19 protein-coding genes and 1 pseudogene are annotated in these 23,670 nt (G+C 75.0%); 6 read left to right on the forward strand and 14 right to left on the reverse strand.

Going from position 1 to position 23,670, the window contains the following annotated elements; all coding sequences use genetic code 11:
• The first annotated feature begins 11 nt into the window (after nucleotides 1–11).
• Together ACI79C_RS18710 and ACI79C_RS18715 are read left to right on the forward strand one after the other, a co-directional pair.
• Complete coding sequence (locus tag ACI79C_RS18710) at nucleotides 12–1,280, forward strand: aromatic ring-hydroxylating dioxygenase subunit alpha (protein WP_456947188.1); 1,269 nt, start codon at nucleotides 12–14, stop codon at nucleotides 1,278–1,280.
• A gap of 13 nt (nucleotides 1,281–1,293) precedes the next feature.
• Nucleotides 1,294–2,304 (forward strand): PDR/VanB family oxidoreductase, encoded by a 1,011-nt coding sequence (locus tag ACI79C_RS18715; RefSeq protein ID WP_456947189.1) that lies wholly within the window; start codon nucleotides 1,294–1,296, stop codon nucleotides 2,302–2,304.
• A gap of 18 nt (nucleotides 2,305–2,322) precedes the next feature.
• On the opposite strand, the gene ACI79C_RS18720 is transcribed toward ACI79C_RS18715, so the two are convergent.
• The 7 genes from ACI79C_RS18720 to ACI79C_RS18750 all read right to left on the reverse strand — a co-directional run bounded on the left by ACI79C_RS18720 (nucleotide 2,323) and on the right by ACI79C_RS18750 (nucleotide 9,898).
• Nucleotides 2,323–4,068 (reverse strand): PHA/PHB synthase family protein, encoded by a 1,746-nt coding sequence (locus ACI79C_RS18720; RefSeq protein ID WP_456947190.1) that lies wholly within the window; start codon nucleotides 4,066–4,068, stop codon nucleotides 2,323–2,325.
• A gap of 118 nt (nucleotides 4,069–4,186) precedes the next feature.
• Nucleotides 4,187–5,923, reverse strand: a complete 1,737-nt coding sequence (locus ACI79C_RS18725; protein ID WP_456947191.1) for a pyruvate dehydrogenase — start codon at nucleotides 5,921–5,923, stop codon at nucleotides 4,187–4,189.
• A 103-nt stretch (nucleotides 5,924–6,026) separates the two neighbouring features.
• Entirely contained in the window at nucleotides 6,027–6,224 is a 198-nt protein-coding gene (locus ACI79C_RS18730) for a DUF6186 family protein (RefSeq protein ID WP_456947192.1), read from the reverse strand.
• On the reverse strand, nucleotides 6,221–6,601 hold the full coding sequence (locus ACI79C_RS18735) for a hypothetical protein (protein ID WP_456947193.1): 381 nt from the start codon (nucleotides 6,599–6,601) through the stop codon (nucleotides 6,221–6,223). Before ACI79C_RS18735 ends, ACI79C_RS18730 begins: the two co-directional genes overlap by 4 nt.
• A 93-nt stretch (nucleotides 6,602–6,694) precedes the next feature.
• Nucleotides 6,695–6,991, reverse strand: coding sequence for a hypothetical protein (locus ACI79C_RS18740; protein ID WP_456947194.1), 297 nt, complete (start codon nucleotides 6,989–6,991; stop codon nucleotides 6,695–6,697).
• Nucleotides 6,992–7,017: 26 nt separating this feature from the next.
• Nucleotides 7,018–8,367 (reverse strand): flavin monoamine oxidase family protein, encoded by a 1,350-nt coding sequence (locus tag ACI79C_RS18745; RefSeq protein ID WP_456947195.1) that lies wholly within the window; start codon nucleotides 8,365–8,367, stop codon nucleotides 7,018–7,020.
• Nucleotides 8,368–8,398: 31 nt separating this feature from the next.
• A complete protein-coding gene (locus tag ACI79C_RS18750; protein WP_456947196.1) occupies nucleotides 8,399–9,898 on the reverse strand; it encodes an APC family permease in 1,500 nt (499 codons plus the stop codon).
• A gap of 292 nt (nucleotides 9,899–10,190) precedes the next feature.
• Here ACI79C_RS18750 and ACI79C_RS18755 point away from each other — a divergent pair, with 292 nt between their 5' ends.
• The 3 genes and pseudogenes from ACI79C_RS18755 to ACI79C_RS18765 form a co-directional block, all read left to right on the forward strand.
• Entirely contained in the window at nucleotides 10,191–10,793 is a 603-nt protein-coding gene (locus tag ACI79C_RS18755; protein ID WP_456947197.1) for a TetR/AcrR family transcriptional regulator, read from the forward strand.
• A 55-nt stretch (nucleotides 10,794–10,848) separates the two neighbouring features.
• The gene (locus tag ACI79C_RS18760) at nucleotides 10,849–12,801 is read left to right on the forward strand and encodes a hypothetical protein (protein ID WP_456947198.1); all 1,953 of its coding nucleotides are present in this window, start codon (nucleotides 10,849–10,851) and stop codon (nucleotides 12,799–12,801) included.
• 87 nt (nucleotides 12,802–12,888) lie between these two features.
• Nucleotides 12,889–13,947, forward strand: a pseudogene (locus ACI79C_RS18765) (cation:proton antiporter); the annotation flags it as partial.
• A 51-nt stretch (nucleotides 13,948–13,998) separates the two neighbouring features.
• Here ACI79C_RS18765 and ACI79C_RS18770 read toward each other — a convergent pair.
• From ACI79C_RS18770 to ACI79C_RS18780, 3 genes are all read right to left on the reverse strand, one after another.
• Nucleotides 13,999–14,607, reverse strand: a complete 609-nt coding sequence (locus ACI79C_RS18770; protein WP_456947199.1) for a TMEM175 family protein — start codon at nucleotides 14,605–14,607, stop codon at nucleotides 13,999–14,001.
• Nucleotides 14,608–14,642: 35 nt separating this feature from the next.
• Entirely contained in the window at nucleotides 14,643–15,854 is a 1,212-nt protein-coding gene (locus tag ACI79C_RS18775) for an alpha/beta hydrolase family protein (RefSeq protein ID WP_456947200.1), read from the reverse strand.
• 128 nt (nucleotides 15,855–15,982) lie between these two features.
• A complete protein-coding gene (locus ACI79C_RS18780) occupies nucleotides 15,983–16,477 on the reverse strand; it encodes a hypothetical protein (RefSeq protein ID WP_456947201.1) in 495 nt (164 codons plus the stop codon).
• A gap of 79 nt (nucleotides 16,478–16,556) precedes the next feature.
• Between ACI79C_RS18780 and ACI79C_RS18785 the strand changes: the two genes are divergently transcribed.
• Nucleotides 16,557–17,426, forward strand: coding sequence for a DMT family transporter (locus ACI79C_RS18785; RefSeq protein WP_456947202.1), 870 nt, complete (start codon nucleotides 16,557–16,559; stop codon nucleotides 17,424–17,426).
• A 4-nt stretch (nucleotides 17,427–17,430) separates the two neighbouring features.
• Here the strand turns inward: ACI79C_RS18785 and ACI79C_RS18790 are convergent, their stop codons facing one another.
• From ACI79C_RS18790 to ACI79C_RS18805, 4 genes are all read right to left on the reverse strand, one after another.
• A complete protein-coding gene (locus ACI79C_RS18790) occupies nucleotides 17,431–18,849 on the reverse strand; it encodes an amino acid permease (protein ID WP_456947203.1) in 1,419 nt (472 codons plus the stop codon).
• Nucleotides 18,846–19,295: a hypothetical protein gene (locus ACI79C_RS18795; RefSeq protein ID WP_456947204.1), complete on the reverse strand. Its 450-nt coding sequence runs from the start codon at nucleotides 19,293–19,295 to the stop codon at nucleotides 18,846–18,848. The genes ACI79C_RS18790 and ACI79C_RS18795 overlap by 4 nt, the downstream gene beginning before the upstream one ends.
• A complete protein-coding gene (gene lysS / locus ACI79C_RS18800) occupies nucleotides 19,292–22,705 on the reverse strand; it encodes a lysine--tRNA ligase (protein WP_456947205.1) in 3,414 nt (1,137 codons plus the stop codon). Before lysS ends, ACI79C_RS18795 begins: the two co-directional genes overlap by 4 nt.
• 93 nt (nucleotides 22,706–22,798) lie before the next feature.
• The gene (locus tag ACI79C_RS18805) at nucleotides 22,799–23,557 is read right to left on the reverse strand and encodes a hypothetical protein (RefSeq protein ID WP_456947206.1); all 759 of its coding nucleotides are present in this window, start codon (nucleotides 23,555–23,557) and stop codon (nucleotides 22,799–22,801) included.
• Nucleotides 23,558–23,670: the final 113 nt, after the last annotated feature.

A 23,670-nucleotide genomic window follows, 5' to 3' on the forward strand; every position in this document is an offset into this window, starting at 1 on the left:
CGGAGGACCCGATGTCGCAACCCGCTCGGACCGGAGCAGCGACCGCCCACGCCGAGTTCCGGCACTTCCCGTCCAACGCCTGGTACGCCGCGGCGTGGGACCACGAGGTCGGCCGGAACCTGCTGGCCAAGACCGTCGCCAACCGCCCGATCGTCTTCTACCGCACCACCGGCGGCCGCGCCGTCGCCCTCGCCGACGCCTGCTGGCACCGGCTGGCACCGTTGTCGATGGGGAAGCTGCGCGGCGACGACGAGATCATGTGCGGCTACCACGGCATCTGCTACGACGCCGACGGCCGCGCCACGTTCATGCCGGCGCAGGAGACGATCAACCCCAGCGCGACGGTGCACTCCTACCCGGTGGTCGAGCGGCACCGCTACGTGTGGGTCTGGCCGGGTGACCCCGCGCTGGCCGACCCGGACCTCGTCCCCGACCTGCACATGAACGACCACCCCGACTGGGCCGGGGACGGCAAGACGATCCACGTCAACTGCAGCTACCAGCTGATCGTCGACAACCTCATGGACCTCACGCACGAGCAGTTCGTGCACGGGTCGAGCATCGGCCACGACGCGCTGTCGGAGTCCGACTTCGAGGTCACGCACGACGACCGAACGGTCACGGTGACCAAGTGGATGCTGGGGATCGACCCGCCGCCGTTCTGGAAGCGCAACCTGCAGGACCGCTTCCCCGACTACGAGGGCCCCGTCGACCGGTGGCAGATCATCCACTACACGGCCCCCTCCACCGTGGCCATCGACGTGGGGGTGGCCAAGGCCGGCACCGGCGCCCCGGAGGGCGACCGCAGCCAGGGGGTCACCGGCACGGTGATCAACACGATGACGCCGGAGACCGACCGCACCTGCTTCTACCTGTGGGCCTTCGCCCGCGACTGGTGCCTGGACAAGCAGGTCATCACCACGCGGCTGCGCGAGGGGGTCTCCGGGGTGTTCTTCGAGGACGAGGTCATGCTCGAGGCGCAGCAACGCGGCATCGAGGCCAACCCCGGTTACGACTTCTACAACCTCAACATCGACGCGGGCAGCATGTGGACCCGCCGGATCGTCCAGCGCATGATCGACGCCGAGCTCGGCTCGGACGCGCAGCCGCCGAGCGAGACCGCCGGTGACGCCGCGGTGGCCATGGGCGCGGTCAGCGGTGCGGCCAACGCCGGTGAGGCCCATCGCGAGGAGGGCACCGGGTTGGCCGCCGAGGTGGCCGGCGGGATCGCCGGACACCGGGAGCAGCCGACCGTGGGCCTCATGGGCCGCGGGCTGTAGCCGGCCGCGCGCGATGGCCGCCACCAGCCACAAGAAGTGGCGCAGGGCACGGGTGCTCGACGTCTGCGAGGTCGCCCAGCACGTCCGCCAGGTGGTGCTGGAGCCCGAGCACCTGGAGGCACCGGCCCCGCCGGGCAGCCACATCGACATCGGCGTGTACGTCAACGGGCGGGCCGACGTCCGCTCCTACTCCGTCGTCGGGATGGGCGCCTACGGCACCGAGATCGTCCTGGGGGTGCAGCTGGCCCGGCAGAGCCGGGGCGGGTCGGCGTACATGCACGCGCTCCGCCGCGGCCAGGAGGTGTCGATCACCCAGCCGCTGCAGAACTTCCCGCTCAACTACGGCAAGCCCGGCTACGTGCTGGCCGCCGGCGGCATCGGCATCACCGCCCTGGTGGCGATGGGCACGGCGCTCCGGACCCGCGGCGCCGACTACCGCTTCGTCTACGGCGCCCGTGCGCGCGGGCTCATGGCCTTCGCCGACGAGTTGGCGGCCGAGCACGGCGACCGGCTGGAGCTGCGCGTCGACGACGAAGGCACCGGCCTGGACGTCGACGCGCTCGTGGCGAGCGTGCCCGCGGGGGGAGAGCTCTACGTCTGCGGTCCCACGCCGATGCTCGACGCGATCAAGGCGGCCTGGGCCACCGCCGGCCGGCGACCGGCCGACCTGCGCTTCGAGACCTTCGGCAGCAGCGGCCGCTTCGCCCCCGAGGCGTTCACGGTGCGGATCCCGCGGCTCGGCCTGGAGACGGTCGTGCCGCACGACGTGTCCATGCTCGAGGCGCTGGAGGCCTGCGGCGCGGACATGATGTTCGACTGCCGGCGCGGCGAGTGTGGACTGTGTCAGGTCAAGGTGCTCGAGGTCGACGGGGTCATCGACCACCGGGACGTGTTCCTCAGCGAGGCCCAGCACCAGGCCGGCGACCGGCTGCAGTGCTGCGTCTCCCGGGTCGTCAGCGCGCGCACCGGCGGGCTGGCCGGCGCTGACGGCCGGCCCGCCGGCATCACCATCGACGTGCCGTGAGCCCCGGGCCGGGGTGCCTCAGCCCGGGCCGGGACGGCGGTCGCGGACGTAGGAGCCGGGCGCGGGCTCCAGCGGCGGGTGCGCCGCGCTGCCCAGGGCCTCCGGCGCGGGCGTCTCCTCGCCGGAGCGCTCGAGCGCCCAGTCGGCCCAGGCCTCCCACCAGCTGCCGGTGTGCTGCTGCGCCGTGGACCGCCAGGCGTGCGGGTCCGGGCCGGGTTCCCCCCCGGTCCAGTAGTGGGCCTTGGGGTTGCCGGGCGGGTTGACCAGGCTCTGGATGTGGCCGCTGTAGCTGAGCACGAACGTGCTCGGCCCGGAGAGCAGCTGGGTGGTGCGGTAGCAGCCGACCCACGGGGTGAGGTGGTCGGTCAGGGCACCCTGGACGAACGTCGGGATGGTGATCCGGCTCAGGTGCACGGGGGTGCCGAGCACCCGCAGCGCGCCCGGCCGCACCAGCGCGTTGTCCCCGAAGACCTCGAGGAACTGCTCGTGCAGCCGCGCCGGCAGGTTCGTGCCGTCGGCGTTCCACGAGAGGATGTCGAAGGCCGGCGGGTCCTCGCCCATCAGCCACTCGGAGACCAGGTAGTTGAAGATCAGGTCGTCCGGGCGCATCCAGCTGAAGACCGTCCCCATGTCACGGGCGCTGATCACGCCGCGCCGGCGGGAGGCGCGCCGGGCCCGCTCGATCAGCTTCGGGCCGGAGAACGCGCCGAGCGGGGCCCGGCGGGAGAAGTCCAGCAGCGTGACCGCGTAGCCGGCGGCGGAGACGCGGTCGTCCCCGACCGCGGCCAGGTGGTTCAGCGCCGTGGTCATGACCTGCCCGCCGGCGCAGAGGCCCAGCGTGGTGACGTCCGGGGAGCCGGTGACCTCGCGGGCGACGTCGACGGCGCGGACGACGGCGCCGGCGTAGGTGTCCAGGTCCCAGTCGGCCTGCTCCGGCGTGGGGTTGCGCCAGCTGATCATGAAGACCTGCAGGCCGCGGCTCACCGCGTACTCGACCAGGCTGCGCCCGGGCCGCAGGTCCAGGAAGTAGAACCGGCCGATGGGCGGCGGGACGATCACCAGTGGGCGCGTCCGCACCCGGTCGGTCGACGGCGAGTACTGGATCACCTCGACCACCTCGTCGCGGTGGACGACCGCGCCCGGCGTGATCCCGAGGTCCTTGCCGACCACGTAGGCGTCCCGGTCCACCTGCCGGGGCAGGCCGCCGTTGTGCCGCAGGTCGGTGAGCATGTTCCGCATCCCGCGCAGCACGCTGCGGCCGCCGGTGTCGAAGGCGCGCTTGAGGGCGGCGGGGTTGCCCAGCAGTGTGTTGGTCGGCGCCATGGCGCTGGTGACCGCGGTGAGGGCGAACCGGGCCTGCTCCACCTGGCGCCAGTCCGCGCCCCCGGACTCGTAGGCCTCGACCAGCCGGGTGAGCGCCCCGGTCGCGGCCAGGTAGCCCTGCGCCAGCCGCCGGTAGCCCGGGTTGCCGCTCCAGGCGGGGTCGGCGAAGCGCTTGTCCCGCGGCGCCGGCGTGATCGCGTCGGTCCCCGCGAGGATGCGGATCGCGTCCTTGCCGAGGGTGGCGGCCTCGCGGGCGACCGGTCCGGGCTGGGTCAGCACGGACAGGACGCTGCGGGCCATCCCGCGGGGCGAGGGCAGGCCGACGTCCTCGGCGCCCTCCACCGAGCCGAGGGCCTCGGACTCGGTGCGGGGCACGGGTGGCCCGGCCTCGGTGCGCCGGGCGCCGGGAGAGCCGGTCCGCTCAGGGTGGGTGGTGGCCACGAGCACCTCCGTGTGATCTGGGTCACTCTCCACGCCGACGGTAGCGCGGGGTCCCAGGATCGCGGGTGCCCGACGGACGAGGAAGTGTGCGTCCGCCCACAGCCGGCCGGGGCGGCGGTCAGGGCCGCGGGATGTTCCGCAGGTTGCTGCGGGCGAGGTCGACCATCTTGCCCACGCTCCCGCCGAGCACCATCCGGCTGGCCGACAGCGCGAAACCGCGGACCTGTTCCCCGGTGATCGCCGGCGGGATGGACAGGGCGTTGGGGTCGGTCACGAACTCCATGAGCACCGGGCCCGGCCGCGCGAGGCCCTCGGCCAGCGCGTCCCGGACCTCCTTCGGGTCCTCCACCCGCAGCGCGGGGATCCCGACGCCCTCGGCGATCGCGGCGAAGTCCGTCGGCTCGTGGTCGGTCTCGAAGTCAGGGATGCCGTCGACCATCATCTCCAGCTTCACCATGCCGAGCGAGGCGTTGTTGAACAGCACCACCTTCACCGGCAGGCGGTGCAGCCGGACGGTGATCAGCTCGCCGAGCAGCATGGCCAGCCCGCCGTCGCCGGACATGGACACCACCTGCCGGCCCGGTGCGGCCAGCGACGCCCCGACGGCGTGGGGGAGCGCGTTGGCCATCGAGCCGTGCCGGAAGGAGCCGATCACCCGGCGCCGGCCGTTGGGCGTCAGGTACCGGGCGGCCCACACGTTGCACATGCCGGTGTCGACGGTGAAGACCGCGTCGTCGTCGGCGAGTCCGTCGAGCTGGGCGGCGACGTACTCCGGGTGGATGGGCCGCATCCGCTCGACCCGGTGCGTGTAGGCGTCGACGACCTCCTCGAGCGCCTCGGCGTGGGCCCGCAGCATCGAGTCGAGGAACCGGCGGTCGCTCTTCTGCTCCAGCAGCGGGAGCACCGCCCGGATCGTCGCGCCGACGTCCCCGTGGACGGCGACCTCCAGCGGGGTGCGCCGGCCCAGGTGCGCCGCCTCCGCGTCGACCTGGGCGGTGTGCCGCTGCGGCAGGAAGTTGGTGTAGGGGAAGTCGGTGCCCAGCAGCAGGAGCAGGTCGGCCTCGTGGGTCGCCTTGTGCGCCGCTCCGTAGCCCAGCAGGCCGTTCATGCCGACGTCGTACGGGTTGTCGTACTGGATCCACTCCTTGCCGCCCAGCGCGTGCCCGACCGGGGCCAGCACCCGCTGCGCCAGCTCCATCACCTCGCCGTGGGCGCCGCGGCAGCCGGCGCCGCAGAAGAGGGTCACCGTCCGGGCGCGGTTGAGCGCGTCGGCGAGCTGCTGCACCTGCTCGGGGGCCGGCACCACCGGCGAGGGCTCCGACACCATCGCGGTGGGCACGGTCGGGCCGCCGGACTCCTCGGCCGCCAGGTCGCCGGGCAGGACGACGACGGCGACCCCGCGCTTCCCGACGGCGGTCTGGATCGCCACCCGGAGGGTGTGCGGCATCTGCTTGGGCGTGACCACCTCGCACCAGTGGGAGCAGTCCTGGAAGGTGCGCTCGGGGTGGGTCTCCTGGAAGAAGGCCATCCCGATCTCCTGGGACTGGATGTGCGAGGCGATCGCGAGCACCGGGGCACCGCTGCGGTGGGCGTCGTACAGGCCCTGCAGCAGGTGGGTGTTGCCCGGCCCGCAGGAGCCGGCGCAGGCGGCCAGCCGGCCGGTCACCTGGGCCTCGGCCGCGGCGGCGAAGGCCCCGCCCTCCTCGTTGCTGACGTGCACCCACTCGATGCCGGGGGTGTGGCGGACGGCGTCGACGACGGGGTTGAGGCTGTCGCCCACCACCCCGTAGACCCGCTCCACCCCGGCGTCCCGGAGCATCTGCACCAGCTGGGCGGCGACCGTGGGGTTGGCCATGTCGGCCCTCCTCGCTTCGTGGGGGACGGCCGGGGCGACCGCGTCCGGTCCCGCCCGTACCCCGGCCTCCCGGTGCCGCACCCGACCGGCCGGCCCTCGCGGGTCAGCGGGCGAGGAAGTGCACGCCCAGCCACAGCCAGACCAGCAGGACCGCGACCCGCCCCGGCGTCGTCCGCATGGCCGCACCGACCGCCGCGGCGGCGGGGGTCGCGACCCGGCCCCGGCGTCCGGCGACCTCGAGCGCGAGCGCGGCACCCAGCAGGACGGCGACGCCGAGGACCCCGGCCGCGGTCCCGGTCACGCGCGCCGTCGCGGACGGCGGGCCAGCCAGAGGCCGGCGACCAGCCAGGCCGCGGTCGCGGCGGCCCGGACCCCCGGGTGGGCCAGCACCGGGTCGGCCAGGTCGCTGACCGTCGGCAGGTCGTCGTCGGCGAGCGCGACCGCCTCCCACGCGAGGGCCGCGGCCAGCCACGCCAGCCACGGCAGCCCGCGCCGGCCGACGGGGACGGCGCCCGACCCCGCCCGGCGCGTCACGGCCAGCGCGCAGACGGCGAGGCCGGCGGTGCCCACCGCGACCAGCGCACCCGTCGACAACTCGCCGGAGACCGCCACCCCGGCGGCGCACGCGGCGATCCCCGTCGCGCCGAGCAGCCGACGGGGGAGCGGAGTGCGTGCCACCCCCGCATGCTGGCGCAGGTGGCACCCGGACGTGCCGGCGCCCGGGCTCCGAGAGGTCGTGTCGAGAGCCCGGGCGCCGGGGTGTGCCGCGGTTCAGCCGACGGGCATCCAGGCCATGTCGATGGAGACGACCTCGCTCACGGCGGCCATGCGCCCGAACTCGGGCATGTCGCCGGCCTTCGCGTTGGCGGCCTCGGCCTGCTCGACGCTGTCGTAGACCCAGACGTCGGTCCACAGGCCGTCCGCGCCCCTCGCGATGACGGGCGCGGCGACGAAGCCGGGGATGGCGGCGGCGACGGCGGCGACGGCGCCGGGACGGCTGGCCAGGAACTCCTCCTCCTGGCCGTCGTGCACGCGGATGCGGACGAACTCGACGAGGTGCTGCTCCATGGTGGTTCCTCTCGATGGTGGGTCGGTCAGGACTGGGCGAGGGCGGTGCGGTCCACGGCGGGGAGGGGGTCGACCGAGGTCAGCAGCGCGTGCACGTCGCGGCCGGCGCGCAGGCCGCTCTCGATGGCGCCGTCGATGAAGCCGGCCCAGCCGTTGGCGTAGTCCGAGCCGGCCAGCACCACGCGGCCCTCGGGGCGCTGCAGTTCGGCGAGGGCTCCGGTGAGCTGGCCGGCCCGCTGCATGGGCCAGGTCTCGCCGGCGAGCTCGTCGGCCACCCAGTCGTGGCTGGCGACCTCCAGGACCTCGACGTCGGGCAGCCAGACGCGCAGCGCCTCCTGGACGGCGGCCCGGTCGGTCCCGTCGAGTCGCCCGCTCACCGAGCCGAACGCCACGACGAGCGTCTCGCCGTCCCCGACGTGCTCGACCTGGCACAGGGTCAGGGGCGCCGAACCGGGGGCGAGCGCGACGAACGGCTCGTGCTCCCCGCGCAGCCGCGCCCACACCTTGACCCCCTGGGACGCCTGGCCCTGGTGGGCGGCCCGGCGCTTGCCCTCCGACAGCGGCGGGTCGAAGGTCACCGAGTCGAGCACGTTCAGCGGCAGGGTCACGACGACCGCTGCGGCCGTCAGGCTCGAGCCGTCGGCCAGCCCGACGGTGGCGGCGGCGTCGTCCTGCGTCACCGAGACGACCCGGGCGTCCAGGCAGATCTCGACGCCGGCGTCCGCGGCGATCGCCTCGACGAGGCTCCGGGTGCCACCGACGACCTTGTAGGTGGCGCAGGCCTCGAACATCAGCTGCCAGCTGCCGCCCGCGAGGGCGCACCAGCGCAGGGCCTGGGTGTAGGCGCCGTCCTCGGTCCGGCCGCTGAAGTTGGTCGCCCACATGCCCTCGGCGGCGTCGAACTCCTCCTCGGTCAGGCCGCTGTGCTCCAGCTTCTGCCGGACGGTGAGGCCGTCGACCTCGGCGAGCCGGTCCCCGGCCAGCAGCGGCTGGTGGGGCTGGGGGAAGAGGTCGAGCGCCTCGGCCGTGCTGGCGGCCATGCCGCGGTCGAGGAGGCCGAGCAGGTCCTCGGCCGTGCCGCTGTGCCGCGTGCCGCCCGCGATCCAGTACCCGCGGACCGGCGTCGGGGAGGGGACGACGCCGATGCCGTAGCGGCTCAACTCGGCCCAGGTGTGCGGCTGGATCCAGTGGACCCAGGTCCCGCCCATCTCCAGGTCGCGGCCGAGCCGGGTGTCGGTCCAGGTGCGTCCGCCGATGCGGTCGCGTGCCTCGAGGACCAGGACGCGGTGTCCCTGCCGGCGCAGCTCGCGGGCGGCGGTGACGCCGGCGAAGCCGGCGCCGACGACGATCACGTCGGTGTCGTGGGGGGTGGGCATGGGAGCTCCTCGTGGGATCCGGGGGAGTCGGTCAGGCGGTGGGCGAGAGCCCGGGCGTGGGCGTGGGCGCGGCCGGGGTGCGGGGGGAGGCCGGGCGCCGGCGGAGCGAGTCCAGGGCGACGCCGAGGAGCAGCACCAGCGGGACGGAGAGCACCAGCGGGACGGCGGTGCCGACCGAGCCACCGATGAGCAGGGTGAAGTTGGTCAGCACCAGCGCGGCCAGCGCGGCGATCAGCACGGCGGCCAACACCGGCGCGACCAGCGTCTGCCACGGTCGGGAGTCCAGCCGGGTGCGGCGGAAGAAGACGACCACGGCGATCGACGTGAGGAAGTACAGGACCACCAGGCCCAGGACCGCCACGCCGCTGAACCAGGCGAACAGGGTCAGCACCGGGTCCAGACCCAGCACGGCGAACGGCATGACCAGCACGAGGGCGAGCGCGGTCTGCAGGGCGCTGGCGACGAACGGGGCCCCCTGCCGGGTGGTCCGGGCGACCACCCGCGGCAGCGCCCCGCCCTCGCCGAGCGAGTGCACGTAGCGGTTGGAGGCGTTGTGGAAGGCGAGGATCCCGGCCAGCAGGGACGTCGCCAGCAGGACGCCGCCGACCTCGGCCGCCCACGGGCCCAGGGCGTCGGAGATGGCCGCGAACAGCAGCACGGTGCCGTCCCCGGACTCCAGCGCGCTGCCGGCGGCGGCGACGACCCGGTCGGCGCCGTAGGAGCTGACGACCATCCAGGAGACGAAGGCGAAGAACAGCGCGATGACCGCGACGGCCAGGTAGGTGGCCCGCGGCACGGTGCGGGCGGGGTCCTTCGCCTCGGCGGAGTAGATCGCGGTGGACTCGAAGCCGAACATCGATGCGATGCCGAAGGTGAGCGCGACGCCGGGGGCGCCGGCCAGGAGTGCCGACGGCGCGAAGCTGGCGCCGGCATCGAGCCCCTGGGGCCCGCCGCCGGTGACGAGGGTGACCAGCGCGAAGGCCAGCAGGATCGACATCTCCGCGGCCACCAGCAGGCCGAGGAAGCGGGCACCCAGGTCGATGTCCATCGACCCCAGCACCTGGACCAGCGCCATCGTGACCAGCGCGCAGGCCCACCACGGCGGAGCGACCCCCAGGTACGTGCCGGCCAGGGAGGACACGATCACGCCGTAGAGGCCGTACATGCAGGCCTGCACCGTGTTGTAGGACCACAGCGCCAGCAGCGCCGACCCGGTGCCCAGGCGGCGCCCGAGCCCCGCGCCGATGTAGGCGTAGAAGGCGCCCTCGGCCGTGACGTGCCGGCTCATCGCGATGAACCCCACCGCGAACAGCGCGATCACCAGCCCGACGACGAGGTACGCCGCCGGGGCGCCGGCGCCGTTGCCGAGCGCCACGGCCAGCGGGAGGGCGCCGCCGATGCCGGTCAGCGGTGCCTGTGCCGACAGGACGAAGAACAGGATGCCGACGACGCCGATGGCGCCGCGCTTGAGCTGGCGGTTGCCGCCCCGCTCCTCGACGGGAGGCGCGGCGGCGGACGTGGCGTGGGACATGGTCGCTCCGGGGGACGGCGGCAGAGGGTCCGTGCGAGGCGGTGCGGCGAGGTCGCCGCCGGTGGGAGACCGACGGCGGGGGAGTGCGGACCGGATCGCGGCCCGGGAGAACTGGTCAAGTGGACAATTGTGACCGTCGGCACAGAGGGTGCCGCATCGGCGCAAACTGGTCAAGTGGTCAGTTCTGCGGGATCCTGGAGGTGCCGGGGTCGACTGCACTGCTCGGTCGGCGAGGGGCCCCGTCCGCCGGCCGGGGCCTGCGTACGGTCGGACCATCGAGGAACGGAGCAGCATGACGGCGACGGAGACGGTGACCGTGACCGCCGGCGCGCGACAGGCGCCGGGCTACGGCGAGGGGCGGCGGGCGCTGCTGGCCGCCGCCGTTCACGTGGTGGCCACCCGCGGTCTGCGGCACCTGACCTACCGCGCGGTCGCCCAGGAGGCCGGCGTCGCCCACGGCCTGGTGGCCCACCACTTCGGCACCCGTGACGCGCTCCTGCAGGCGGCCCTGGAGTTCTCCCTGGCCAACAGCGTGGGCTCCATCAGTGCCGAGCCGGGCAGCGGCGACCTCGATGCGCTGTTCGCCGGGGTCGTGGAGATGGTCGAGGCCAATCCCGATGACCAGGCCTTCCAGTACGAGCTGATCCTCGAGGCGCGCCGGCGGCCGGAGCTGCGCCCGCAGGTCGAGCAGGTCTATGCGACCTACCGGGGAGCGCTGCGCGCCGAGCTGGAGTCCGCCGGCATCGACGCGGACGACGCCCTCGTCCACCTGGTCTTCGCGGCCGTCGACGGGCTGGTGTTCCAGCAGGTCTGTCTCGACGACCCCGCCGCCGCCCAGGCGGGGGTGGAGCGGCTGCGGGCCCTGCTGCGGCCGCTGACCCCGCCGGGGCGTTGACCGGCGACCGCGGCCGAGTGGGGGAGCGGTCCCCGCGCTCCTAGACTCCGGCGGGATGGGGAACGCGAGGTGGCGCGCCGCGCTGGCCGTCCTCGCCGTCCTGGCCGGCGCCGCGGCCGTCCTGACCAACCTCGAGCTGTTCCCGCTGTACTCGCTCAACCGCGACGACTCCGTCTACGTCGCGATGGCCCGGCTGCTGGAGTCCGGCTCGGTCACCCTCCCGGCCGCCGACGACCCCTTCCGGCCCTGGGCGTCGGCCGTGCTCGGGGACCGGGTCGTCCTCAAGTACAGCCCGCCGTGGCCCGCCGTGATCGCGGTCGCCGACCTGCTCACCGGCACGCCGCGCGCGGCCCTGGCGCTGACCGCCGCGGCCACCGTGGTGCTCACCGCGGTCCTCGCCGCGCAGGTGCTCCGGGACCGGGTCGCCGGGGTGGTGGCGGGGGTGCTCCTGCTCCTGTCGCCGGTGTTCCTCGTGCAGGCCGGGACGTTCCTGCCCTACCTGTTCCAGCTCGCGCTCGGCCTGGGCTTCGCGGCCCTGCTGCTCAGCGGGGTCCGCCGGCGGTCGACCGGCCGGCTGGTCGCGGCGGGCGCGGTGTGGGGGCTGGCTGCGTTCGCCCGGCCCTTCGACGCGCTGCTGGTCGCGGTGCCGTTCGTGCTGTACGCCCTGGTCGACGCCGGGCGCGCGCGCCGCGCGGGCGAGGGTGGCTGGACCTGGATCGGCTGCGCCGTCCGCCTCGGGGCCGGCGCCGCGCCGCTGCTGGCGCTGTCGCTGGCCTACAACGCCCTCGTCGTTGGCGGGCCGCTCCGGCTGCCGTTCACCGTCACCGGGGCCCAGGACGGCTTCGGCTTCGGGCAGCGCGGGGTCTTCCCGGGGTCGACGGTCCCCTTCACGCCCGCCGACGGCCTGTCCGGCCTGGTGGAGAACCTGCGGTGGACGCCGAGCTGGCTCTTCGGCGGGATCGTGCTGGTCGCCGCCGCCGTCCTCGGGCTGGCCCGCACGAGGGGGCCGGAGCGCTGGCCGGTGGCGGCGCTGGCCGTCGTCGTCCCGCTGGGCTACCTGCCGTTCTGGGGTCCCTACGCGATGAGCGTGCTGTGGCAGGGCGTGCAGCTGTTCGGGCCGTACTACCACCTGCCGGTCGTGGTGCCGCTGGTCGTGCTCGGCGCCGCGGGGCTCACCTGGCTGGGACGCCGGGCCGGTGCGGCTCCGCGCGCGCTGACCGCGGGGGCGGTGGCGGCCATGGCGGCCCTGACCGCCCTGGCCGTCCCGGACAAGGTGGCCGCCAACGCCGCGGTGCGCGACGACCTCCGGGCGGTGCAGCGGTTCGTGGCGGCGCAGGACCTGCACGACGCCGTCCTGCTGCTGCCCCGGCGTGGGGACCAGGGGTTCCTCAGCACCACGCCGTTCCTGGAGAACGACCCCGCGCTCGACCAGCCGGTGCTCTACGCCGAGGAGCAGGGGCCCGGCGTCTTCGCGCTGCTGGACCGGTTCCCAGACCGGACCTTCTCCCGGCTGGTGGAGGACCTGCCGCCCGGCGAGCTCACCGGCGGGGACCTGGCGATCGAGCGGCTCACCGTGGAGTCCGGGCCGACGGTCACCCTGCGGACCCGGCTGACCAACCCCACCGACCGCCCGGTCGTCGTGGCCTACCTCGACGACGGGGAGACGGTGCGGGCACAGGTCCTCGACCGCGACTCGTCGCGGGGCCGCAGCTACGAGGTGGCGTGGACCGTGGCCGCACCCGCGGCGGCGGCGGGGCCGGACGCGGTGCGGCTGCCCGCCGGTGCGCCCCCCGCTGAGCTGGCGGTGGGCCTGGACCTGCGCGGCTCCGCGGACGGCGACCGGCCCGGACGCCGCTGGGAACGCCGGGTGGCCGCCCGGGTCGTGGACGGGGGTGCGACCGTCGAGGTGATCCGCCCGGGGCGTGGCTTCGCCCGTGACGACGCCCCGGGCAGCTCCTGGGTGGGAGCGGGCGCCGACAACCCCGTCGAGGACCTGCCTGCGGCATGATCCGGGCGGCGCCGGCCGGGCGCTGGACGGGAGGGCCCCCGCGTGGACGCTGTCCTCCTCGTCGACGACCTGGTGGCCGTCTTCGTCGTGGCACTGCTCGCACCGGTCGTCGTCGGGCTGCTTCCGCGGCTGCCCGTGCCGCAGGTGGTGCTCCTGCTGGCCGGGGGGATCCTGGTCGGCCCCGACGTCCTCGGCCTGAGCACGCCGGGCGGGGTGCAGGTGCTCGCCGACGTCGGCCTCGGGTTCGTCTTCCTCCTGGCCGGCTACGAGGTCGACCTGCGGCTGTTCCGGGCCGACGCCGGGCGGCGGGCGGTGCTCGCCTGGTCGGTCTCACTCGTCCTCGCCGTCGGCGTGGTGGGCCTGCTCGCGGCCGCGGGCCTGGTCCGCGCGTTCGTGCCGGTGGCGCTGGGGCTGACCACGACCGCGCTCGGCACACTGCTGCCCGTGCTGCGCGAGCACGGCCTGCTGAGCGGCCGGCTGGGGCGGTACCTGCTCGCGGCCGGTGGGGTGGGCGAGTTGCTCCCGGTGCTGGCGATCGCCCTGTTCCTCGGCAGCCAGAACCGCTGGACGGCGCTGGCCTCGCTGGCCGCCGTCGGCGTGCTCGCGGTGCTGCTGGCCCTGGCCCGCCGCGGGGTGCGGGAGGGGGGACGGCTGGCGACCGTGGTGCTGCTCGGCCAGCACGAGACCGCCCAGATCACCCTGCGGGCGACGATCCTGCTGCTGATCGCGCTCATCGCCGTCACCGACGAGTTCCACCTCGACGCCGTGCTCGGGGCCTTCCTCGCCGGCGTCGTCCTGCGGCACTGGGTCGGGGGTGGGGCGCCGGCGCTGGAGTCCAAGCTCGACGCCGTCGGCTACGGGTTCTTCATCCCGATCTTCTTCGTGTACTCGGGGATGAGCCTGGACCTGTCGGCCATCGCCGGGGCGCCGCTGCGGGTGCTGCTGTTCCTCGCGCTGATGATCGCCGTCCGGGGGCTGCCCGCGCTCGTGGTCTACCGCGGCGTGCTGACCGGACGGCAGCGCGTCCAGACCGCGCTGATCACCGCGACCGCGCTGCCGGTCCTGGTGGCGCTGGCCGAGATCGGCCTGCGCAACGGGACCATGCTCCGCGAGAACGCGGCCGCGCTGGTGGGGGCCGGCGTGCTCACCGTCCTGCTGCTCCCGGCGCTCGCCGTCGCCCTCGACCGGCCGGCCCGGTCAGCGGGAGGACGGCGCGCGCCGGCCGAGCAGGGCGCGCTCCAGCGGGTCGGTGAGGAACAGCAGGAACAGCCCGAGGTAGTTGACCCGTGGGAACAGCAGGCCGAGGACGAGGGCCACGAGGATGGTCCCGGTGGTGACCAGGCCCGCCACGGGCGGCGCCGGTCGGGTCCCGGGACGGCGCAGTGACGGGCGGCGCCAGACCAGCACGCTCAGCCCCGTCAGACAGGCCGAGCTGACCGCCATCGTGCCGATGTAGAGCGCGACCGCCAGCGGGTCGGCCCCGTAGACGGCGACGACCTGCGTGGCGAAGGGCAGCAGCACGACGGTGAGGATCCAGAGGAGGTTCACCCCGATGAACGGCCGGTCGTAGCCGCCGACCTGCTCGACCAGCCGGTGGTGCACCAGCCACAGCCGGGCGATGACGACGAAGCTCAGCACGAACGCGCCGAACTGCCCGACATCGGCGAGCAGGACCTCGGCCAGGTCGTCCCCCGGGGACGCGTCGGCCAGGACCTCGACCAGCGGCAGCACCAGCAGGGTGATGGCGATCGCCACCACCGCGTCGAGGAAGGTGATCAGCCGGTCGAGCCCGCGTTCGGTCGCCACCGTCGGGAGGCTAGGGGTCGGCCGCGGCGTCGGGGTCAGGCCGGGACCTGCTCGTCGAGCCAGTCGAGGACCCGCTCGCCGCGCAGCCCGACGGCGACCGGCTCGCAGTGCCCGTCGGCGCCCTCCTCGGCGGTGAACCGGACCAGCTCCTTCGGCCCGGGCAGCAGGTCGTACAGCCGCTGAGACTGGCCCGGCCAGAACTGCTCGTGCTCGGGGTCGGTGACCAGCAGCGGACACGTGATCGCGCCGACGACGTCCTCGGCGAGCGTGTACTCCCGGGCGGCGGTGAAGAAGTCGAACGGGGAGGTGGTGCCGTAGGGCCGCATCCGCCAGGTCATGAGCGCCCGGGTGCGCGGGGAGACCTTCAAGCCCCAGGCCATCTCCTTGTCGAACACCTCGCGGTTGCCGGTGTCGAGCAGGTCCACCAGGTGGTGCGGCAGGTGGGCGAGCATCGCGGCGGAGACGTCCACGACGCCGGGGTCGGCCACCGCGGCGGCGATCCGGTGCTCGAAGGCGACGGCTCGCGGCACCCAGTAGCCGCCCTGGCTGACGCCGACCAGCGCCAGCCGGCGCGGGTCGACGTCCGGCCGGGCCGCGAGGGCGTCGACGACCGGGGTGACGACGTGCTCCCAGTCGGGCCGGAAGTGCAGCCCCTGGCGGACGAGGGCGGCGTTCTGGCCGGGGCCGTCGAAGGTCATCGCGTTCCAGCCGCGGGCCAGCGCGTCGGCGATGCCGCGCACCCACGCGCCGACCACCGAGCCGTCGCTGCCGTTGTTGTAGACCAGCGTGCGCCGCGGCTCGCCGGCCGGCCCGGAGCGGAACAGGTAGCCGGGCAGCGTGGTCCCCTCGTAGGGGATCTCCAGGCGCTCGACGGCCATGTCCGTGGCGGCGCCGGTGGCCTCGCCGGTGGCGTCGACGAACGCGTCCCAGGCCTCGCGGTGCCGCTCCCAGAGGCGGGCGAACAGGCCGGCGTCGTCGGTGCGGTCGGCCATCTCCGTGGCGGCGGCGTAGTAGGCGGCGGCGCGCAGGGAGCGGGCCGCCGCCGAGTGCGGCCGTGCGCTGTGGGCCTCGTCGGCGAGCCGGTCGGCGGTGGCGGTCCACTCGTCCACCCAGGACCGGGCGTGGCCGTCGGAGATCCGTGCCACGGTGCCGAGCACCTCGCCGACGTCGGCGGCGCGGGCGTACACCCCGCCGAGGACGTTGCGGGTCGCGAAGTCGAAGTCCTCGTCCTTGAACAGCGCGCGCACCGCGACCGCCTCCTCGTGCCGGGGGGACGACGATGCCGTCCCCCCGGCCCGCGCAGCACCCCTCCCGGCTCCGGCCCCCGCACGTCGCCGCAGCGAGCGAGCGCGGAGACCGGCTGGGTGAGGGGAGCTCAGCGGTTGATCTCCACGAGCAGCACCCACGCGTTGGCCGTGGCGCCGGCCATCCCGAGGACCACGGCGCCGGCCAGCCAGTACAGCCCGCCACCGCTGCCCGCGAGCAGCGTCGCCCCGCAGGCGACCAGCGCCGCGGCCGGCACCAGGACGATGACCGCGGCCCCGACCACGCGCCGCTCCGGGAACGCGGCGTCCGGGCGGACCCGCAGCAGGGGCGGCAGCGTGCCGGCGGCCAGCAGCAGCCCGATCGCGCCGATCTCGACGCCGAGCGCCGCTCCGGGCTGACCGGGGGCGAGCACCAGCACGCCGGCCGCCAGGAGGGCGACGAGCAGGCCGAGGGTCTGCGCGGCCCGGCCCGGGAGGTGGGGGAACTCGAGGATGCGCGCGAGGTTGAGCGAGACGGCCACGAAGATCAGCCCGGCGAGCGCTGCGCAGGCGCCCACGGTGGCCACGGCGAAGTCCGACCAGGCCTCGGGCCGGTAGGCGTCCAACGTCCTCGTCCTCCCGACGGCGGTGGGTCCCCGGGCAGGTGGGGTCCCCCGGCCGGGACGTCGCGAGCATCATGGCGCGGTGGACGGCCTGGCCGGGGTGCTCGCGCTGGTGGCGGCCGTCCTGTTCGCCCTCGCCTCGGTCGTGCAGCAGCAGTCGGCGGCGGAGGTCCCCGACGACGAGGCCCGCGGCCTGCTGCTGGTGCGCTCCCTGGTCCGCCGTCCCCAGTGGTGGGGCGGGACGCTCAGCGACACCGCCGGGTACGCCGCCCAGGCTGCGGCGCTCGGGCTCGGGTCGCTGCTGCTGGTGCAGCCGCTGCTGGTCACCACCGTGCTGTTCGCCCTCCCGCTCGGCGCCCGGTGGGCCGGCCGCCGGCTGAGCCGGTCGGACTGGACCTGGGCGGCCCTGCTGGTGCTCGCGCTGGCCGTCTTCGTCGTGGCCGGCGAGCCGACCGCCGGTACCGACCGCGCCGGTTGGCGGCCGTGGCTGCCGACCGGGGCCGTGCTCGCCCTCCTGGTCGCCGGCTGCCTGGTGGGTGCGGCGGTCCGCCGGGGGACGACCCGGGCGCTCCTGCTGGCGGTGACCGCGGGCGTGGCCTACGGCGTCGCGGCGGTGCTGACCAAGGGCGTCGTCAGCCTGCTCGACGACGGCATCGGTGCCCTGCTCGGCAGCTGGGAGACCTACCTGCTCGCCGGGACCCTGGCCGGGGGCACGCTGGCGCAGCAGTCGGCCTTCCAGGCCGGCGCGCTGGGGGCCTCGCTGCCGGCGGTGACCGTCGGCGAGCCGCTGGTGGCCGGGGTGCTCGGCGTGGTCGTGCTGGGGGAGCGGCTGCAGGCGGACGGGGCCGAGTGGGCGCTCATCGCGGTGCTGGTGGTCGTCCTGGTGGTGAGCACCGCGGCGCTCGCGCGCTCGTCGGCCCGGTCCGGGACACCGGCCGAGGTCGCGGGATGAGCGGTCAGCCCGCCGGCGCGGGGACCGGCTCCCGGGCGGCGCGGCGCCGGGAGAGCAGGGCGAACACGAACGGCGGCAGGGACAGCACCACCGTGGCCAGCGCCAGCAGCAGCACGTAGACGACCGGGTCGCCGGTCTGCAGCTGGCTGGGCGGCACGAACCCGAGCAGGAACGACACCGCGCAGCCGGCCAGCCCCACCCCGCCGACCAGCCAGACGCCCGGCAGCCCGCCGGGGATCCGGTAGGGCCGGGGGACGTCGGGCCGGGTGTGCCGCAGCCGGATCACCGAGGCGAACACCAGCGCGTACATCACCACGATGACCTGCGCGGTGACCGCCGAGAGCATCCAGTACGACGTGCTCACGCTGGGCACGAACACGAACAGCAGGGCGAACAGCGAGCCGGCGACGCCCTGCACGAGCAGCAACCCGACCGGGACGTCGTGGCGGTTGGCCCGGCCCAGCCGCTCCGGGGCGAGCCCCTCCCGCGCGACGGCGGCGACACCCGTGGCCGGACCGAGCACCCACGGCGTCAGGTGTGCGACGCCGCCGAGCGCCACCACGACCGCCAGCGGGGCCAGCAGCCAGCCCATGGAGAGGGTGTCGAGGACGCTGGAGAACAGCTCCATGGTCCCCGAGACCAGGCTGATCTCGTGCCGCGGCAGCACGAAGGCCAGGAACAGCGAGCCGAGCACGGAGAACGCGACCGTGATCGCCACGGCCAGCGCGATCGCGCGGGGCACGGTCCGGCCGGGGTCGCGCGTCTCCCGGGCGTGGAAGCCGGCCATCTCCATGCCGGTGAACAGCAGGATGATGCCGCCGAGGAAGGCCACGTCGTCCAGGTGCACGTCGGGGACCAGCGCGCCGGCGGAGAACGGGATCTGCGACGGGTCACCCCGCAGCAGGAACGCCGCGCCGAGGACGACGACCAGCAGCGCCGGCAGGATCGAACCCGCCACCGTGCCGATCGAGCCGATCAGCGACGACGTCCGCACGCCGCGCAGCGCGGCCGCCGTGGTGCCCCAGAAGAACACCAGCATGACCGTGACGAGGAAGAGCTTGTCGTTGGCCAGCGCGGGGTCGATCGCATAGGCCAGGGACGCCGCGATGAACGACAGCACGGTGGGGAACCAGGCGACGTTCTCGGCGTAGTCGCACCACACCGCCAGCGCTCCGGTGCGCCCGCCGAAGGCCTCCTTCACCCAGGCGTACACCCCGCCGTCCCGCGGCCAGGCGGTGCCGAGCTCGGCCGCCGCCATGGAGATCGGCACCAGGAAGACCACGATGGACAGCGCGAACAGCACCAGCATCGACCAGCCGTACTCGGCCATGACCGGCAGGTTGCGGGCGCTGACGATCGAGGCGACGTTGACCATCGCCAGCGCCAGGACCCCCAGCCGGGCGGTCCGCGCCGGGCCGGTCACCGCGCACCGGCGGCGCGCAGCGCGGCCTCGAGCCGGCCGGCGGCCTCGGGGTCGGCCCCGCCGCAGAGGAACACCGTCGCGCTGCCGAGGGTGGTGACCGCTCCGCTGCCCCGGGGGCGGACCAGCGACTCGAAGCGGCGGGCGGCGGCGTCCCGGTCGGCGGCCGTGGCGAACCGGTCGACCACGACGGTGACCGCGCCGTCCCCGCAGTCGACCGCGACCTCGTAGGCGCGGCTGGCCACCGCCCCGACCGCCAGCCCGTCGGGCTCGTCGGCGACCGCGCAGACCTGCAGGCCCACCCCGGCGACGGCGTCCTCCACCTCCGGGAAGCCCGCGTCCCCGAACGGTGCCCGTTCCCGGCCGGCCCACTGTGTGAGGCCGAGGACGGCGAGCAGCGCGGCGAGGACGACGGCTCTGGCCAGGGCCGCCCGCCCCGCCTCCCTCACGCCGCGGCCCGTTCCTCCGGCGCCGACGGGGAGGGGACGCCCCCGACCGCCTTGGGCACCAGCAGCTCGCCGATGCCCGGCAGGGCCAGGAACCCCTCCGCCCCGGCGTAGCGCAGCCCCACCCGGGGCAGGTCGGACCGGCGCCGGTAGGCCAGCACGCGCGGCAGCCACTCGGGGTCGAACCGGGCGTTGAAGTCGCGCAGCGAGCGGATCTGGAAGAACGGGTTGAGCAGGCCGACCGCCCAGCGGGCCGCGCGCTGCGCCGGGGTGAAGGGGACGTCGTCGGCGAACAGCCGCCCCCACATCGCGAAGTTCATCGACAGCCGGGCCACGCCGCGGGCGCCCAGCGCGCTCGCGGCGGACGCGATGAGGAACTCGGTCATCCCGTTGGGTGCGTCGGGGTCGTGGCGCATCAGGTCCAGCGTGTAGCCGAACGAGGGGCCGTAGGCGGGCACCAGGCGCAGGAAGCCGCCGGGCCGGCCGTCGGCGTCCAGCGCGACGCAGAGCAGGAACTCCGGGTTGGCGCCGGCGCCGCGGACGTCCTGGGACAGCGCCATGGTGAAACCGCGCTCGGGGTGCTTGCCGCGCCAGCGCGCGCTGATGGCGTTGAGCTGGTCGACCAGGGCCGGTGGCGCGTCGGACTCGGCGAGCAGCCGGAAGCGGTGCGTGCGCCCCACTCGGCGGACGGCGGCGCGCAGGCCCTTCTTCGCCGGGCCCTCCAGGGTGAACCGGCGGCAGTCGATGATCGCCTCGTCGCCGAGGTAGAACGCGGTGAAGCCGCGCGAGGAGTACAGCGGCATGCTCGCCTCCCGCACCGCGAGGAGGGCTGGGGTCCAGGCGCGCTCGTCGCACATCGCGAGGAACTCGTCGAGGACCCGCACCACCGACTCCCGCGCGCCGACCGGGTCGCCGGAGACCAGCGCGTAGCCGTCGAGGTAGGTGTAGGCGAGGAAGGCCTCGCCGTCGCCGGAGAAGAAGAAGCTCTTGTCGTCGCGCAGCGCGAAGTAGGCCAGCGTGTCCCAGCCGTAGGTGTGCACCAGGCGCTCGGCGTGGGCCCAGTCGTCCTCCGTGTGCGGACGCCGGGCGACCAGGGGCCGGAAGAGGAGCACGGCGAGCACGACCAGCCCGGTGACGCCCAGCGCGAGGAGGGCGGCGGGGAAGGCGACCGCGAAGGAGCGCGACGAGTACGTGTACGGCCCGTCGAGCCCCACCAGGCCGCCGAGGACGGTCTCCAGTGCGCCGCCGACGGTGAGTCCGGGCTCGATGTGGGAGCGCTCGGCCCAGAGCGCGGCCAGCCCGAACAGCAGCACGGCTGCCAGGTACAGGGGGACGACGCGCGCCAGCCGCAGCAGCGAGGGCGGGTCGGCCGGCGCGCGGAACGCCGACCGGTACCGGACCAGCACCCCCAGCCCGACGACGCAGATCGCCACGGCCACCGGGTGCGGCCCCTTGACCACGTGCAGCACCGCCCCCAGGGCGAACAGCACGACCGCCAGCCGCCAGGCCAGCACCTTGCGGCGGGCGAGCTGGCCGGCCAGCAGCAGGAGCAGCAGCCCCACCACCACCGACCCGACCCAGCCGGTCACCGGGACCCACAGCGGGCCGACCGCCGCCGGCAGGCCCAGCCGGTCGTGCACCACCGGCAGCGCGCTCAGCAGCTGCAGGACGCCGCTGAGCGCGGTCAGCGCGGCAGCACCCCGCACGGCCAGCGGGTGCCTGCCCGCCGCCGGGGGAGGTGCCGGGACCGGGCCGGTCGAGGGCGCCATGCGGGGCAGCGCGACGACCGAGCCGCCGTCGTCGGGGACGGGGGTGCCGGTCCCGGCCACGCTGCCGGCGGGGATCGGCGTGGGCGCCACCAGCGGGCGGACGGCGCCGCCGGGGCCGGTGCCGGGGAGCGCGGGGGTCTCCGGTCGCAGGGTCGGGAACAGGATGACCTCGCGGATGGAGTCGACGCTGGCCAGCAGCATGACCAGCCGGTCGATGCCGATGCCCAGCCCGCCGGTGCACGGCATCCCGCGCTCCAGCGCGCGCACGTAGTCCAGGTCGACGTCGCCGGCCTCGGGGTCGCCGTGGGCCTTGGCGCGGGCCTCGGCCTCGAAGGCGGCCAGCTGCGCGACCGGGTCGTTCTGCTCCGAGTAGGCGTTGCACAGCTCGAAGCCGGCGACGATCAGCTCGAAGCGCTCGACGTAGGCGGGGTCGTCGCGGTGCACCCGGGCCAGCGGGGACACCTCGCGCGGGTGGTCCACGCAGAACACCGGCCCGACGACCGAGTGCTGGACCCGCTCGTCGTAGACCTCCTTCATCAGCCGCCCGGAGCCCCAGCCGGCCTCGTAGGGGATCCCCAGCCGGTCGAGCACCGCCCGGGCCTCGGCGACCGGCATGTCCGGGTGCATGGTCGCGCCGGTGGCCTCGGCGATCATGTCCGCGAAGCGCGTGCGCGGCCACGGCGTCGCGGCCAGGTCGATGGCGTGCCCGCCGTGGTGCACGGTGAGCCGGTCCCCGAGCGCCGCCCGCGCCGCGGCGGTGACCAGGCCCTCGGTCAGGTCCATCATGTCGGTGTAGTCGGCGAAGGCCTCGTAGGCCTCCAGCATCGTGAACTCGGGGTTGTGCCGGGTGTCGATGCCCTCGTTGCGGAACACCCGGCCGATCTCGAACACCCGCTCCAGCCCGCCCACGATCAGCCGCTTGAGGTGCAGCTCGAGCGCGATCCGCAGGTACAGGTCCAGGTCGAGCGCGTTGTGGTGGGTGACGAAGGGCCGCGCGCTGGCCCCGCCCTGGATGGTCTGCAGCACCGGCCCCTCGACCTCGGTGAAGCCGCGGTCCTCCAGGTGCCGGCGGATGGCCCGCACCGCGGTGTGCCGGATCCGGAAGACCTCCCGGGTCCGCTCGTTGACCTCCAGGTCGGCGTAGCGCTGCCGGTAGCGGGTCTCGACGTCGGGCAGGCCGCGGTGCTTGTCGGGCGGCTCGAGCAGCGCCTTGCCGAGGACGGCGAAGTCCTCCACGCACACCGACAGCTCGCCGCGACGGGTGGTCATCACCGTGCCCTCGGCGCCGACCCAGTCGCCGCGGTCGACGTCGTCGAACTCGGCGTGGCGGGCGGCGCCGAGCACGGAGCTGTCGACGAAGAGCTGGACGGCGCCGGTGCGGTCGCGCAGCGTGGCGAAGGTCAGGAAGCCCTGGCGGCGGATCAGCTCCACCCGGCCGGCGATCCGCACGCGGTCGGTCGTCCGCACGTCGGGGCCGAGGCCGGGGTGGGCCGCACGGATGTCCGCGACGGTGGCGTCGGTGGGATAGCGGTAGGGGTAGGCCGCCACGCCCCGCGCCTGCAGCGCCTCGAGCTTCGCCAGGCGGTGCGCCCGCTGGTCGGCGCGTCGGCCCGCGACGTCGGCCTCGGGAACCATGGCGGCCATGATGGGGACGGGCCGGAGACAGGCGAGCCGTGCCTGCACCGGGGGTGCAAGGCCCCCGCGGCAGCCCGGTGGGTCGCTGCGCTCGGTGGGCGCTCATCGCTCCGCGTGCGGCGCGCCGACCACGGCCCGGTGCCCCTGCGCGTGCGGCACGTCGGCGAACAGGTCGACCAGCGCGTCCCAGCGGGTGCGCCGGCCCGGGGGGAACCGGGCCTCCGCCCGCCGCCGCCGGGACGACCCGGCCGGGTACCACCGTCGACCCCAGAACGAGAGCGGGCGTGCCAGCCGGACCGCGGCCACCGCGGCCACGACCGGCACGAAGACCCCCACGACGCCCAGCACCGTCCGGCCCTTGAGGATCGCGACGAGGGCGAAGGCGAGGTTCAGGACGACGGTCACCGCGATCGGCAGCTCGCCGGAGACGTCCTGGGTGTCGAAGGGGTTCGCGCCGACGAGCAGCAGCAGGCCCACCACCACGGCGATGAGCACCGCGTCGATGGAGCTGCGCCCCTGCTGGGACCAGTAGACGTCCTCGAGGTGCAGCCACAGGGCGAACTCGTCGAGGGTCAGCGCCGCGCCGATCCCGAAGAGGACGGCGAGCAGGTGCTGCCACGCGCCGTCGGGCCGGTAGGTGAGCTCGACCAGGCCGGTGCCCAGCAGCAGGAAGATGCCGTACACCTCGTGGTGCACGTGGACGCCACCGACGCTGGCGTCGCGGAACGGGCCACGGCCGGTCCGGATGGCCCTCGTGACGAACCGCGTGACCAGGAAGGTCATCAGGAACGCGCCCAGCATCCAGGCGACCACGACCCGGCGGCCGGTCAGCACCGGGACGAGCTCCACCTCGATGCCCACGCCGTCACCCGCCCTCTCCGCGCCCGACCCCCGATCGTGCAGGTCCGGCCGGAGCGGGGCCAGAGGCCGCTGACCGAGGGACCGCCGCCCCTGGCGTCCGGGCGCCGTCGGCG

It is taken from the genome of Geodermatophilus sp. SYSU D00697, from assembly GCF_054050175.1.

Excerpts from the sequence above, each read along its gene's own strand:
- ACI79C_RS18755 (WP_456947197.1), top strand. The coding sequence starts at position 10,191 with ATGACGGCGACGGAGACGGTGACCGTGACCGCCGGCGCGCGACAGGCG.
- ACI79C_RS18715 (WP_456947189.1), top strand. The coding sequence starts at position 1,294 with ATGGCCGCCACCAGCCACAAGAAGTGGCGCAGGGCACGGGTGCTCGAC.
- ACI79C_RS18710 (WP_456947188.1), top strand. The coding sequence starts at position 12 with ATGTCGCAACCCGCTCGGACCGGAGCAGCGACCGCCCACGCCGAGTTC.
- ACI79C_RS18760 (WP_456947198.1), top strand. The coding sequence starts at position 10,849 with ATGGGGAACGCGAGGTGGCGCGCCGCGCTGGCCGTCCTCGCCGTCCTG.
- lysS (WP_456947205.1), bottom strand. The coding sequence starts at position 22,705 with ATGGCCGCCATGGTTCCCGAGGCCGACGTCGCGGGCCGACGCGCCGAC.
- ACI79C_RS18740 (WP_456947194.1), bottom strand. The coding sequence starts at position 6,991 with ATGGAGCAGCACCTCGTCGAGTTCGTCCGCATCCGCGTGCACGACGGC.
- ACI79C_RS18750 (WP_456947196.1), bottom strand. The coding sequence starts at position 9,898 with ATGTCCCACGCCACGTCCGCCGCCGCGCCTCCCGTCGAGGAGCGGGGC.
- ACI79C_RS18745 (WP_456947195.1), bottom strand. The coding sequence starts at position 8,367 with ATGCCCACCCCCCACGACACCGACGTGATCGTCGTCGGCGCCGGCTTC.
- ACI79C_RS18725 (WP_456947191.1), bottom strand. The coding sequence starts at position 5,923 with ATGGCCAACCCCACGGTCGCCGCCCAGCTGGTGCAGATGCTCCGGGAC.